Origin of the sequence: Hymenobacter sp. YC55, assembly GCF_029433095.1 — a bacterium.
Lineage (GTDB): Bacteria > Bacteroidota > Bacteroidia > Cytophagales > Hymenobacteraceae > Hymenobacter.
Genome location: NZ_JARNTX010000003.1, coordinates 406,197 through 418,654 on the forward strand (window position 1 = coordinate 406,197; position 12,458 = coordinate 418,654).

General features: G+C 59.2%; 13 protein-coding genes. 4 read left to right on the forward strand and 9 right to left on the reverse strand.

Features of this window, described 5'->3' with window-relative positions; genetic code table 11:
- Nucleotides 1-35 precede the first annotated feature (35 nt).
- The 7 genes from P1X16_RS22080 to P1X16_RS22110 all read right to left on the reverse strand — a co-directional run bounded on the left by P1X16_RS22080 (nucleotide 36) and on the right by P1X16_RS22110 (nucleotide 6,998).
- On the reverse strand, nucleotides 36-287 hold the full coding sequence (locus P1X16_RS22080) for a hypothetical protein (protein ID WP_277233851.1): 252 nt from the start codon (nucleotides 285-287) through the stop codon (nucleotides 36-38).
- Between the two features lie 161 nt (nucleotides 288-448).
- On the reverse strand, nucleotides 449-1,672 hold the full coding sequence (locus tag P1X16_RS22085) for a 5-(carboxyamino)imidazole ribonucleotide synthase (protein ID WP_277233852.1): 1,224 nt from the start codon (nucleotides 1,670-1,672) through the stop codon (nucleotides 449-451).
- Between the two features lie 23 nt (nucleotides 1,673-1,695).
- Nucleotides 1,696-2,223 (reverse strand): 5-(carboxyamino)imidazole ribonucleotide mutase, encoded by a 528-nt coding sequence (purE, locus tag P1X16_RS22090; RefSeq protein WP_277233853.1) that lies wholly within the window; start codon nucleotides 2,221-2,223, stop codon nucleotides 1,696-1,698.
- 254 nt (nucleotides 2,224-2,477) lie between these two features.
- Nucleotides 2,478-3,755 (reverse strand): dihydroorotase, encoded by a 1,278-nt coding sequence (locus tag P1X16_RS22095; RefSeq protein WP_277233854.1) that lies wholly within the window; start codon nucleotides 3,753-3,755, stop codon nucleotides 2,478-2,480.
- Between the two features lie 95 nt (nucleotides 3,756-3,850).
- A complete protein-coding gene (locus tag P1X16_RS22100) occupies nucleotides 3,851-4,834 on the reverse strand; it encodes an aspartate carbamoyltransferase catalytic subunit (RefSeq protein WP_277233855.1) in 984 nt (327 codons plus the stop codon).
- 714 nt (nucleotides 4,835-5,548) lie between these two features.
- The gene (locus P1X16_RS22105) at nucleotides 5,549-6,328 is read right to left on the reverse strand and encodes an SDR family NAD(P)-dependent oxidoreductase (RefSeq protein ID WP_277233857.1); all 780 of its coding nucleotides are present in this window, start codon (nucleotides 6,326-6,328) and stop codon (nucleotides 5,549-5,551) included.
- A gap of 253 nt (nucleotides 6,329-6,581) precedes the next feature.
- Nucleotides 6,582-6,998 carry a helix-turn-helix domain-containing protein gene (locus P1X16_RS22110; protein WP_277233859.1) on the reverse strand — a complete coding sequence of 139 codons (417 nt, stop codon included), beginning with the start codon at nucleotides 6,996-6,998 and terminating at the stop codon, nucleotides 6,582-6,584.
- Between the two features lie 185 nt (nucleotides 6,999-7,183).
- Between P1X16_RS22110 and P1X16_RS22115 the strand changes: the two genes are divergently transcribed.
- From P1X16_RS22115 to P1X16_RS22130, 4 genes are all read left to right on the forward strand, one after another.
- Nucleotides 7,184-8,047, forward strand: coding sequence for an SDR family oxidoreductase (locus tag P1X16_RS22115; RefSeq protein WP_277233861.1), 864 nt, complete (start codon nucleotides 7,184-7,186; stop codon nucleotides 8,045-8,047).
- A 79-nt stretch (nucleotides 8,048-8,126) separates the two neighbouring features.
- Entirely contained in the window at nucleotides 8,127-8,795 is a 669-nt protein-coding gene (locus P1X16_RS22120; protein ID WP_277233862.1) for an NADPH-dependent F420 reductase, read from the forward strand.
- 2 nt (nucleotides 8,796-8,797) lie between these two features.
- The gene (locus tag P1X16_RS22125) at nucleotides 8,798-9,805 is read left to right on the forward strand and encodes a zinc-binding alcohol dehydrogenase family protein (protein ID WP_277233864.1); all 1,008 of its coding nucleotides are present in this window, start codon (nucleotides 8,798-8,800) and stop codon (nucleotides 9,803-9,805) included.
- 460 nt (nucleotides 9,806-10,265) lie between these two features.
- Entirely contained in the window at nucleotides 10,266-11,246 is a 981-nt protein-coding gene (locus P1X16_RS22130) for an alpha/beta fold hydrolase (protein WP_277233866.1), read from the forward strand.
- 79 nt (nucleotides 11,247-11,325) lie between these two features.
- On the opposite strand, the gene P1X16_RS22135 is transcribed toward P1X16_RS22130, so the two are convergent.
- Together P1X16_RS22135 and P1X16_RS22140 are read right to left on the reverse strand one after the other, a co-directional pair.
- Nucleotides 11,326-11,718 (reverse strand): helix-turn-helix domain-containing protein, encoded by a 393-nt coding sequence (locus P1X16_RS22135; protein WP_277233868.1) that lies wholly within the window; start codon nucleotides 11,716-11,718, stop codon nucleotides 11,326-11,328.
- 222 nt (nucleotides 11,719-11,940) lie between these two features.
- Nucleotides 11,941-12,297 carry a hypothetical protein gene (locus P1X16_RS22140; protein WP_277233869.1) on the reverse strand — a complete coding sequence of 119 codons (357 nt, stop codon included), beginning with the start codon at nucleotides 12,295-12,297 and terminating at the stop codon, nucleotides 11,941-11,943.
- Between the last annotated feature and the right edge of the window lie 161 nt (nucleotides 12,298-12,458).

Consider the following 12,458-nt stretch of genomic DNA (forward strand, 5'->3'; position numbering starts at 1 on the left):
TCGCAAAATCACACCGGTCCTAAGCGTAGAGCCAATTAGATGTTACCTGCCCATCCATCTTTGATAATAAAATTCAAAAGTTGGCCAGACAGGGTGTTGTTAAACAAATAGGAGAAACCTCCGACTCCGCCCTGACCGAGTTTGGCCAGTGGCCGCCAAGTAGTCATCAAATTCGTGTCGAACAGGGCCTCGGCCGGCAGGAGGCCCTGAGTTTCATAGTCGCTTGCAGTTGCTTTTGCAACAATCCCTACTCTTATCTGAGTGACTGATTGCAGATAGCTTTGCAAGCTTGAAAAGCGCCCTGCCGAGAAAAGTTCTATTTTATCTGCTCTGCTGAAAGTGGTTAGCGGAAATAAGATGAAGCTTGTTCTCAGAAGGCATCTGCCTCCCTGCTGCTATAAAAAGGTCCTGATTGGTAGGTTGACTTGGTCACGTGCAGGCTATAAACCTAGATGGCGTTGAACCCCGGCAAGTCAAGCAAACCAGCGGCGCGGCGCGCCACGGTTTCAACACTGGCAACATCCGGACCGGTGATGGTCAAGTGGCCCATCTTGCGGCCAGCGCGCGCCTCCAGCTTGCCGTACAGGTGCAGGTGCGTGCCCGGCAAACTCAGCACGGAGCGCCAGTCCGGCTCCTGTAATTGCCCATTGGCGTCAAACCACACCTCCCCCAGCAGATTGAGCATGATGGCCGGCGAATGCTGGCGCGGCAACGGCAAGGGCAGGCCCGCCATGGCATGGACCTGCAAGTCAAATTGCGACGCGTCGCAGGCATCTATAGTATAGTGGCCGCTGTTGTGCGGGCGCGGGGCCATCTCGTTGACTACCAAGCCGCCGTGCTCACTACCGTCTTCCACCACAAAAAACTCGACGCACAGCACCCCGACGTAGCCCAGATGCTGCGCGATGGAAACAGCCGCCTCGCGCGCCCTAGTTGCTAGGGTGGGTGGCATGTTGCCCACGTAGGCGTGGGTCACAGCCAAAATGCCGTTGACGTGCACGTTGCGCTGCGGGGCAAAGCTGACGACCTGCCCGTCCCAGCCGCGGGCTACCAGCACCGAACACTCGGCGGTGAGTGGCAACATCTTTTCCAGCACGCAAGCCACGCCGCCTAACTCCGCCCAGGCAGCGGCCAGTTCATCGACGGTCTTAACGCGAACCTGGCCCTTGCCGTCGTAGCCCATGCGCGCAGTTTTCAGGATGCCGGGCAGCAAATCCGCCCGCTCGTCCTGAACAGCCTGCAGCTGATCCGGCGTTTCAATCACCGCGTAGGGCGCGCAACTCACCCCCGACACGTTAGCGCAGGCCACGAAGTGGGCTTTTTCCTCGATGCGGTTTTGGGCAATACCTACCACGGCTGCACCCGGCGCTACAGGCCTTGTCTGCGCCAGCGTTTGCAAGGCCTGGGCCGGCACGTTTTCAAACTCGGTGGTAATGGCCTGGCACAGGTGGGCCAATTCGGCCAGCCCGGCCGGGTCGTCGTAGCCGGTCTGGATATGGTGGTGACTCACCAGCCCGGCCGGGCTTTGCGCGTCGGGCTCGAGTACGGCGGTGAAGTACCCCAGGCGCTGGGCGGCATGCACAAACATCCGGCCCAGCTGGCCGCCCCCCAGCACACCTAGGGTGGCCCGCTGACCTGCGGCATTTACAGTGCCCGGGAAAATTGGGGTCATGGCGGTAATGTGACTATCGGCGCTCATACGGGCAGTGTCATGGCGCGAGCGGCCTGCGTTTGTTCGGCGCGAAACGCCTGCAACTTGGTTGCTAAGTCCGGGTCATGCAGGGCTAACAGGCTAACCGCAAACAAGGCCGCATTGGCCGCCCCGGCAGTGCCAATCGCAAACGTGGCTACGGGTATTCCTTTGGGCATTTGCACGATGCTGTGCAGCGAGTCCACCCCCTGCAAATGGCGACTGGCCACCGGCACTCCCAGCACGGGCACCGTGGTTTTGGCGGCCATCATGCCCGGCAGGTGGGCGGCTCCCCCCGCGCCGGCAATGATGGCCTGCAGGCCGCGCGGGCCGGCTTGTTCGGCGTAGGCAAACAAGTCGTCGGGCATGCGGTGGGCCGACACAACGCGCGCTTCGTGGGCCACGCCAAACTGCGCGAGAATTTGCACGGCGTGCTGCATGGTGTCCCAGTCGCTGCTGGAGCCCATAACCACGCCAATCAGGGGATTGCCCGGGGCGGTGCTAGGGGTATCTGAGGGGAAGAGGGTACTCATGGAAATCTGGTAAAGGGGACTGGGTAGGCCCAAGTGGTTGATAATAAACGCGGCTTCGGGCCTGGTTACGGGCCCGAAGCCGCGTTCGGACAGCTGGCGGCTGGACTACGCGTTGTCCCGCTGGTGGAAAAAACCGGTAACGGGTATCCGACCGGATACCCGTTACCACGGCCACAAATCTACTGCTGCAACACAAGCAGCAGCCGAAATTCGAGGCAAATCCTGAAAAATACGGGTCTTAGCGCAACGAACTATCAGCGCTCCAGCAGGATGTCCGCACCAAGAATTACCAAGTCTACCCGGCCTTTCAACGTCTGGTCGATGAAGGGCGTGTTCTGAGATTTGGATTTCATGAATTCCCGCGTGAAAGTTGTTTCCGCTTCGGTATCGAACAAGACGCACTCGGCTTGCTGGCCCACTTCGATGGTGGGTACCGGCAAATCCATCAGGCGGCGGGGTTCCGCCGAATAGCGCTTCACCACCAGGTCCCACCCAAACTTTCCGGGCTCAACAAAATGGTGGTAGAGCGACACCAGGGCCGTGTCCAAGCCGGTGATACCGTTGGGCGCACTGATAAAATCCTGGGCTTTCTCGAAGGGGGTGTGCGGCGCGTGGTCGGTGGCAATGAGGTCGATTACGCCTTCGATGAGCCCCTCAAGCAGCGCATCACAATCCGCCTGCGTCCGCAGCGGCGGGTTCATTTTATAGTTGGTGTCGTAGTCGCCGATGTGCTCGTCGGTGAACAGGAGGTGGTGCGGGGCCACTTCCGCCGTCACCTTCACATCGCCGCGAGATTTCCACCAGCGAATGGTTTCCATGCCGAGCTTGCTGGACACGTGTTGGATGTGCACGTGCGCGCCTGCCGCCCGGGCCAAACGGATGTCGCGGTCGATAATGATTTCCTCGGCGCAAGCCGGCGAGCCTTTGATGCCAAGCCGATAACTCATTACCCCTTCGTTGAGGGCGCGCGGCCCGGCCAGCTCCGGCACTTCGCAATGGCTGGCAAAAAACATCCCAAACTCGGTGGCGTATTGCATGGCCCGTAGCAGCACCGCCGGGTCGCTGGTGGTATCCCCATCATCGGTGAGCATTTTCACCCCGAGCTCGCGCATGCCCTCGATTTCCGCCAGTTCTTTGCCCTCGCGGTTTTTGGTGACGCAGCCGGAGGTGTACACCGGAATGCGGGACCGGTCCTTGGCATTTTCCAGCACGGTGGCCACCGAGGTGGCCGAGTCGAGGGCTGGGCGGGTGTTGGGCATCATCACCACGCCGGTAATGCCGCCATTGATGGCCGCTTCGCTGCCCGTGGTGATGGTTTCTTTGTTTTCAAACCCGGGGGCGCGGAAATGGACGTGGGCATCAAACATGCCCGGCATCAGAACCCGACCTCGTGCGTCGATGACGCGGGCCCCCTCGGGAATGGCTAGGTTGGGACCGATGTTTTGAATTATTCCTTCGACAATCAGAACATCGCCTTCGAGCAGTACGGGTGAATTTTCGGAGGCAATGCGGGCGTTTTGAAGGAGGAGCATGGATTCAAGAGTGCTGTAAACGGGCAAAGGGGTAGGGAATATTCTGGCTGTTAGAAAAGAAAATACACGGCTAAACCAGCCGCCTCGTCCGGCGTTTAGGGCACAATCGCCGTTGAGTTAGCTTTCTGCCGGGCGGCATACGTCGATTCCTGCCGCGGGAATTCCCCGCCCGGCGTCAGCCAGTCGAGCACGGCCATGCGAATGGAAATCCCGTTTTCAACCTGGTTGGTAATCAAACTGCGCTCATAGTCCATGACGGCGTCGCACAGCTCGACTCCTCGGTTCACGGGGCCGGGGTGCATGATGTAGAGGCCACGGTCGCTGATTTCTGCTAGCCGGGCGTTGGTGATGCCATAGACCCGGTGATATTCCCGGACATTGGGGAAAAACTGCACGTCCTGGCGCTCCATCTGCACGCGAAGCAAATACACAATATCGGGTGCCCAAGCCATAGCCGCTTGATAGTCGGTGAAGCGAGGGATGGTGGCCGGGCCGTACTTGGGCACCAGCGACCCCGGGCCGAGGTAAGCGACTTCCACGCCCAGCTTTTGCAGCAAGGTGCTGGTAGAGCGCGCGACGCGGGAGTGGAGAATATCGCCGATGATGAGGACTCTTTTGCCCCTCGGGTCGGGGAATTTCTCTTTGATGGTGAAAGCGTCCAGCAGGGCCTGGGTGGGGTGCTCGTGCGCCCCGTCGCCGGCATTGATAACCGACGCCGTGGTTTGGCGGGCAATCATGCCGGGCAAGCCAGAGTGACTATGGCGAACAACGATGTAGTCGGTGCGCATAGCCTGGAGCGTCTCGATGGTCTCGCGCACCGATTCGCCCTTGGTGATGGAGGAGTGGGCAACGTTGAAATTCGTTACCTCCGCCGAGAGGCGTTTGGCCGCGACCTCGAAGGAGGAGTGCGTCCGGGTGCTGGCTTCATAGAACAGCATGAGCACGGACTTACCCTCGAGGGCGGGCACTTTTTTCACCGAGCGGGTGAAAAGTTTTTTAAAGGAGGTGGATTGGTCGAGCAGGAACTCGATTTCCTCACGGTGGAGGGAGGCGATGTCGAGCAGGTCTTTACGTGCCATACCGAAATTGAGGAAAATGAAGTTGACTAGCTAAAATGGACAAGGTGACGTCTTATCTGCCACTACCCCTGGCGGAGAATTGGGCTGCCGGTGTGGGCCGAGGCGCTGGCCGCCGCCGCATCTGGCAAAGCGGGTGTTGGCGTTTGTATGAGATAATACTTGGTTGTAGGGCCACAGCCGACGAACTTAACGGACATAAAAAAACCGTTTCGAAATCCGAAACGGTAGCGGGGCAACACAGAGAAAAAACAACGGAAATACCAGAGGTAAAATCGGGAGAACCGATGGTGGCGAAGACCTTCCGGTCCACTCGCGGTTCCCAGCCGAGCAGGGTCCCACGCTTCATCAACAAGTTTTTTGGTTGAAGCATAATGCAAAGCTACGGCATTGTTACGTATCCTTTAAGCATGTTAAGCAAGAATTTCTGTTGAGGTGCACGCAATGCCGGTATTATGCTCGTAGGCCCCATCGCAGACCAGGAGTTAGACGTCACCAAGGTTCTGCTCTGCATAACCAAAAAGGCCGTTCCATACCTAAAAGCCTGCGCTGAAGCTGCAAGTACTGGCTCACACGCTGCCCTTCGGCAGCTGATGCGGCCAACTAGTTGAAACCCATACTTAGCTCTTTTGCCACTTACCAGCCCGCAAGTAGTTGGTGGCTACAACTCTTGATTAGCGGCAAGGAATGCTACGAACCGGCATGGCCCGTCTGAATCTACTGGGCGCCGGCTGGAAAGGGCACACTCGTCAGGCGTGCAAACGCGGCTAATAGCTGCTCCTGCACGGCAACGTCGGCGGCTTGCGGGTGGGTGGCACTGGGCCGCTGGTGGTAGAGGTACTGGCCAGTGGTATGGGCGGCGGGGTCGGTGCCGGCTGCCAGCCAGACCTGGGTTTTCGCGCCTTTTGTTAGGTTGTCCGGGGCGCCGGCACCACCCATTTTGGTGGGTACCCAACCAGGGTCCACAGCATTGGCCAATACCTCGGGCCAGTGGCGGGCTACGGCGCGAGCCAGTAGTAAGTCGTGCAGCTTGGAGTCGCAGTAGGCCTGCGTTGTGTTCCAGGGCCGTTCTTGCCAGGTCAAGTCGCGCAGGCTGGCGTCGCCTTGGCGGTGCATGCCCGAGCTGAGGTACACCAGCCGAGTGGGCTGCGTGAGTAGGCAAGTCAGCACGTAGGGCGCCAGCGAGTTGACGGCTAGTAGCAGGGGGAAGCCATCGGCTGTGCGTGTTAGGTTGGATACCTGATAAACGCCCGCGTTGAAAATGACAGCCTCAAAAGGCCCCGACTCGTTCGCCTGCTCGGCGACCTGGTGCATGCCGGCTAGCGTGGAGAGGTCGCCGTGTACGGCGGCTTGGGCCTGCGGCACGGCGGCTAGAGCCTCTTGCGCCCGCTGGGGGTTGCGGGCGTGCACCACCACTTGGTGGCCTTGTTGCACTAGTTGGCGGGCGGCCAGCTGACCCAGGCCATCGGCCGAGCCAGTGATGAAAATACGTGCCATGCGGAGTGCTTTTAGCGAGGGGCGTGAATCCGATAGCTTACGTGTTCGAAGCAGTAGGGTGTTCGAAGCAGTACTCGGAGTCGGTTACGGGGCAGCATTTCTATTTTCGTGGATTCGGTGAACACCCTACGCCTTAATGGGTCAGTACTGCAAACCGACCCTCCAACGCACGATATCCACGTCCACCCGGGCGTGCCCCGCCCACCCGCCTTTCTACTTGCTCGGGATAAGGCCAATACCACGCGCCTTTGGTTTACGCCAGGGCCTTTTCGCGGGCGAGTTGCTTGTATTTCTCCACAGCCGCGTCTTTCCCGGTCTGGAGTTCTGCCAGCAAGTTAGGGTCGGCGATGGTGGAACAATGCTTGGCCCCCCACAGCACGAGTTCGATAATAATGGGGACGATATCCACACCTTTTTCGGTGAGGCGGTAGGTGAACTTCGATTTCTTGTCGGCGGCCACGGCCTTGGTCAAGATGCCTTGGGCCTCGAGCACCGCCAAGCGGTCAGCCAGAATGTTGGTGGCAATTTTCTCTTCTGACTGCAGGAATTGCCCATAAGTGGACTTGTTGGCGAATACCATATCCCGCAGAATAAGTAGGGTCCATTTGTCTCCCAACACGTCGAGTGACGTGCTAACGGGGCAGGTAGAACGCTGTTTGAGCTCTTTCATAATAAAAGATTTATTTTTTACTTGCTTTTTGCAAGTAATATGTTCTACATTTGCACTTGCAATTCGCAAGCAAATATACACAGCTTTTGTTTCTGACGCCACGGGGCCTTGGTCTAATCCAACACCGGGCGTCTCACTACATCTCCTAACCGACCACGCAGTAGTGGTCATCATTTCTGTTCACCATGATTTTAGTAACGGGAGCCACCGGTGGCTTAGGCCACGAAACCATCGACTTCTTGCTCACGACAACCCCGGCCGCGGAAATCGCCGCCTTGGTGCGTGACGTCAGCAAAGCCACGGACCTCGCGCAGCGGGGCGTAGACGTCCGGCAAGCCGACTACTTCGACTACCCCGCCCTAGTGCACGCCTTCCGGGGCGTCGAGAAAGTGCTGCTCGTGTCCGCCGTGGCGTTCACCGACCGGCTAAGTCAGCACCGCAATGTCATCGACGCGGCGAAGGAAGCCGGGGTTAAGCACTTGTTTTACACCAGCATCCAGCGCAGCAGTAATTTTGTGCTGCAGGAGGTTACGGAAAGCGACCTGGCTACCGAGGCCTACCTTAAAGCGTCCGGGCTGGTCTACACCATTCTTCGAAACGGCTACTACTTCGATGGCCTGGGGTACTTGATTGGGAGCGAGGTGCCGGACGCGGAGATACGCTTCACGGCGGGAGAGGGCAAGGTGGCATTCGTTACGCGGACCGACCTAGCCGCTGCCACGGCCGCCTTGCTCACCAGCGAAGGGCATGACAATCAAGAATACACCCTGACTGGGAGCGAAGCCTATTCGTTTCACGACATCGCCCAGGAACTCTCCACCTTAGCGGGCCGGCCCATCACGTACCACAGCAGCGAACTGGCGCCCTACATCGCGCAGAAAGTAGCCGCTGGCCTTCCCGAACCCGTCGCCAACTTCTTCGCTCAGTGGGGTGCCGCCACCAAACACGGCATGCTGGCTGGAACGGACAATACTGTCGAGCGGCTACTGGGCCGCAAACCAACTTCGCTGCGGGAGTATCTGAAAACAACGTATTTCCCGGAAGCCTAACCGCTCGGAGCGCCGGCCGATACCCAGTGCCTCAAGCCAAGCGGGCCAGGCAAACGCTTTCCCATAGCAACTCACTTGCTTGATTCCAGCCGAATTCTATGCGGCAGTTTCCCGCTTGCTCGCAAGCGAGTTTTTCTATCTCAAGACCATTCCCATGACCATCGGATTTATCGGACTAGGCCGCGTCGGCAGGGCGCTAGCCGTGAAGAGTGTGCAGGCAGGTAACCGCGTGATTCTCAGCAATAGCCGAGGCCCCGACTCCCTTACCAGCTACGTGGCCGAGCTAGGTCCTTTGGCCTGTGCAGGCACCGTCGCCGAGGCGGCCCAAGCCGAGGTGGTGTTTCTGGCCGTGCGCTGGGCCGACATCAGCTCAGCCCTGCAAGGCCTGCCCAGCTGGAACAACCGCATCGTCGTCGACACCAACAACCCCATCCTCTCCGATGGCACCTTCGTGGACCTAGGCGAGAAGACTTCCAGTGAGCTGGTGGCAACCCAGCTGCCGGGCGCCCGGGTGGTAAAAGCCTTTAATAGCCTGTTTGCCGCCTGGATAGAGGATGAACCTGTGCAGCCGGCGGGCAAGCGGGTCGTGTTCGTGAGCGGTGATGATGTTGAAGCCAAGCACACCGTCAAGGAACTGATTGCCGCCATGGGTTTTGCCCCCATCGACCTAGGTGGACTGGTGGAAGGAGGGCGGCTTCAGCAAGCCGGCCAGCCCTTGGCCGCCCTCAACTTACTGTTAACAAACTAATCATGAAAGCGCTAACGTATCAACAGGCCCACGAACTGGCCGATTTCAACCTGCGCCTGCACGAGGTGCCATTGCCTATCCTTCGGGACACTGATTTACTGATTCGCGTGCAGGCTTTTGCCGTAAATCCCGGTGATACGGTTATCCGCCGGTTCCGGTCGGCGGCCCCGGGCCAGGCAGTGACCTTGGGCTGGGAGTTCGCCGGCATCGTCGAGCAAGTGGGACCACTCGCCACGGGCTTTCAACCGGGAGACGAAGTTTATGGCGCCGGTGACTTATCGCGGGACGGCAACTACGCCGACTACGTGGCGGTCGATTATCGGGTGGTAGCTCGCAAGCCCGCTCGCCTGTCGTTCTCGGAGGCCGCCTCCCTGCCCATGAGCTTCCAGACGGCCTGGGGCGCCTTGCTGCGCAACGATAAGCAGCTGCCAGCCGGGGTAGAAACCGTCTTGGTACTGGGCGGGGCCGGCGGCATTGGGTCCATCGCCATACAGCTGCTGAAAGCCCACACCAGCGCCACGGTTATTGCCACGGCGTCGCGGCCCGAATCCAAACGGTGGGTAGCGGCCATGGGCGCCGACCTGGTGCTGGACCATAGCCAGGACCTGGCCGCGCAATTCTCGCAGCACGGCATCGAGAAGGTGGATATGGTGTTGGCTACCCGCTCTTCCGCCAGCCACTTGGCCGCCATGCCGCACCTGCTCAAGGCCTACGGACACCTGGCCCTGCTGGATGTCCATCAGAGTCTGGATGTCAGCAGCCTGACGCCCTATTCTTTTTCGGTGCACCTGGAAAGCGTGTTTTCCCGGGTCGTCACCCACCAGCACCCCGAGCAGCAAGGGTTCATCCTGCGCGAACTCACCAAACTGGTGGAAGCGGGCAAGGTCCGGCCTACCTTGCAGAAAACGTTAACTGGCTTAACCAGCGAGAACATCCGCGCAGCCCATGCACTCCTGGAACAAGGAGACATGATCGGAAAAATCGTGCTCGACCTGGGCAGTGCCCGCTAACCAAAGCTACCCGCTTTAGGAGACGGCGACGCACGAGAAGTTCTTACTTGTCGCGTAGCCAGCCGACGGATACGGCTACGTGATAGCAAAACTGGTGGCGACTGAACTCGGGCTCCGTTGGCAGGTGCCCCCATCAGCCGCATCCCATGTTAAGGCACAATCAACTGGTGCGGGTGGTTGACTTTTTCAGCTGCCAAGCGCTTGCAACCCTAACCAGTTGCTAGTTAGGGTTGAAGTGAGCTACCGGCTAGCAACAGCCTAGTTACTAGCCGGTATGCATTTGAGGGGTAGGGGAAATTGCCAGATGAGCTACCCTTTTGGTAACCGGTATCCTTTAGGTAATTGATGGTATACCGGCCAGAAGCGGCCGATACTTTTGAGGTGTCAGTCCGGGAGCACCGCGTGAAGTGCTGCGGCAACTCTTGGGCTTAAACGCTGCTTTGGCAGTTTACTTCAACGTATGAACAATTCAGGTAATAAAATAGCAACTGCCGCCACCAGCGTGCCAACGCCGGTTGTTTCCGTTAGCCCCGTGGTGCTGGCCGCACCGGGCCGGAGCGCAGAATTGCAGGTGCGCGTTTCCGCGCCCGTCACCGGGAGCCAACTTCCCGTAATTGTTTTCTCGCACGGTTTCGGCTCTTCCCTCGACGGCTATGCTCCGCTCGTGCAGTACTGGGCCGCGCGCGGGTTTGTCGTGCTTCAGCCCACTTTTCTCGATTCCCGCACTTTGAGTTCCAACCCCAAAGCCAACCACGGCGAGGCTGTGCAAGCCTACCTGGCTGACCCGCGGAAGCTAAAGATGTGGCGGTTTCGCGTAGACGATATCAAGCACCTGCTCGACCAGCTGGACTTGCTGGCAGAAGCCGTACCGGGGCTGCCGGGCTGCCTCGACCGCAGCCGCATTGCGGCGGTTGGGCACTCGTTCGGGGCGCAAACCACGGGCGTCTTGCTAGGCGCCCGCGTGCTTCGTGCCGATGGGAGCTTAGGCGAGAAGTTAACCGACCCACGCATCAAAGCCGGGGTGCTGCTGAGCGCTGGCGGTCGGGGCGGGGCCGACTTGAGCCCGTTTGCGGCCGAGCATTTCCCCCACCTCAATCAAAGCTTTGCCGAGCTGACCACACCCACGCTGGTCGTGGCCGGCGACGCGGACCGCTCACCGCTGACCAGTCGCGGGCCCGACTGGTTTACGGATGCCTATACGCTGAGCCCCGGCGCCAACGCACTCGTCACGCTGTTTGGTGCCGAACACATGCTAGGCGGTATTTCGGGGTATCTGGTGACGGAAACAACGGATGAAGACCCCGCGCGCGTCGTGGCCGTGCAACAGCTGACCTGGGCCTACCTGCGCAGCGCGCTCTACCCCGAAGACCCCGCCTGGCCGGCCGCCATAGCCGCGTTGCAATCAAGTCCCGAGCCGTTGGGGCGGGTGGACAGAAAATAACGTAGCAACGCTCGGTTAGCGGCCAACCGGCCGGGTCGAGGCAGCCAATAAAAGCGAGACATCCACTAGGCAGCGGCCGTCACTTTTCGAGGGCTCTTTCCAGTTCGGAAGTTTTCGGCCGGGGCTGGCCAACGATGGTGGCGTGGTGCAGCTGGCCCCACTGGTGCATGGCGTGAATGACATCACCCAAGGTTTGGGCGTGCTCGGTAGCGGCATACTCCACCGTTACCGGGCGGGTGTCGCAGACCGTGCGCGTCACAAGCTTGTTGAGCTCTAGCTCCTGCAACTCCTTGGACAGGATGCGCGGCGAGATACCGATTTTGCGGCTAAGCTCCTTGAAGCGCTGCTTTTCCTCCAGCAGCACGGCCAGAATAACCAGCTTCCACTTGCCGCTGACCACGTCCAACGTATCGCGCACGGCCCGGTAGGCGTCCCGGCATTCACGCGAAGCATAAGGCCGACTTTCCATCATAGTATATTATTGAAGCCTAGTATCTAATGAGTAGCTGGTAACAAAGATACCACGCTTGTACAGCGTCTCAGCTTTTCCCGTGACCACCAAAACTCGCAATATCCTAGGCTGGATTTGCGCTTGCCGGCTCAGCTTGCTGCTATAGCCTCGGCCGCCGATAAAATCAGTAGCGGCACCCTCTTCCTGCAAATGGGCCGCTTCACTTGCGAACTTACCTCGAGACTAGTTCATCGTTGCAATCTGCTGGAGGTCGGGGTTCATGGGTTCGAATGGCAACCCCTTCTTGGCGTATGTCCTGGCGCCAGCCATATCATAAGCTTTGCCCGCGGCAATGCTGGCCGCCAAATAAAGGGTGGCCACGAGTGGGGCCTCGATGGTGGCGTCCTTGCGCGCGTAGGCTTGCTCGAAGGCCATCAAGTACTTCTTGCCTTCCATCCGGGTCGGGCCTGCAGGAGTCGAGCCGTCGGCAAGAGCAAAGACAAGAGCACCAAAACACGGTAGGCCCCCAGCTCCGACTGGAAAGAGCGGGTACGAGTGGTTTTGCGGCCAGCGGTAAAAGGTGCAAAATTGGGGTGGCAAAGGAGAGTAGCCAGAACGTGCTCGGAGTGGTAAAGCGGATTCTGCCACTGCCGGTCTTCGTTACGCAGAGCTGAAAATTTACTGGCATCTGTTGCGTTCATCGACGCCCCGTGCTTTTTACCAAAGGGTAACTTCTTATTGCGCTCCGTGTCGGACTTTTG

Bases quoted from the DNA above. Each gene is read 5' to 3' on its own strand.
- P1X16_RS22085 (WP_277233852.1), bottom strand. From the start codon at position 1,672: ATGACCCCAATTTTCCCGGGCACTGTAAATGCCGCAGGTCAGCGGGCC.
- purE (WP_277233853.1), bottom strand. From the start codon at position 2,223: ATGAGTACCCTCTTCCCCTCAGATACCCCTAGCACCGCCCCGGGCAAT.
- P1X16_RS22095 (WP_277233854.1), bottom strand. From the start codon at position 3,755: ATGCTCCTCCTTCAAAACGCCCGCATTGCCTCCGAAAATTCACCCGTA.
- P1X16_RS22100 (WP_277233855.1), bottom strand. From the start codon at position 4,834: ATGGCACGTAAAGACCTGCTCGACATCGCCTCCCTCCACCGTGAGGAA.
- P1X16_RS22105 (WP_277233857.1), bottom strand. From the start codon at position 6,328: ATGGCACGTATTTTCATCACTGGCTCGGCCGATGGCCTGGGTCAGCTG.
- P1X16_RS22110 (WP_277233859.1), bottom strand. From the start codon at position 6,998: ATGAAAGAGCTCAAACAGCGTTCTACCTGCCCCGTTAGCACGTCACTC.
- P1X16_RS22115 (WP_277233861.1), top strand. From the start codon at position 7,184: ATGATTTTAGTAACGGGAGCCACCGGTGGCTTAGGCCACGAAACCATC.
- P1X16_RS22125 (WP_277233864.1), top strand. From the start codon at position 8,798: ATGAAAGCGCTAACGTATCAACAGGCCCACGAACTGGCCGATTTCAAC.
- P1X16_RS22130 (WP_277233866.1), top strand. From the start codon at position 10,266: ATGAACAATTCAGGTAATAAAATAGCAACTGCCGCCACCAGCGTGCCA.
- P1X16_RS22135 (WP_277233868.1), bottom strand. From the start codon at position 11,718: ATGATGGAAAGTCGGCCTTATGCTTCGCGTGAATGCCGGGACGCCTAC.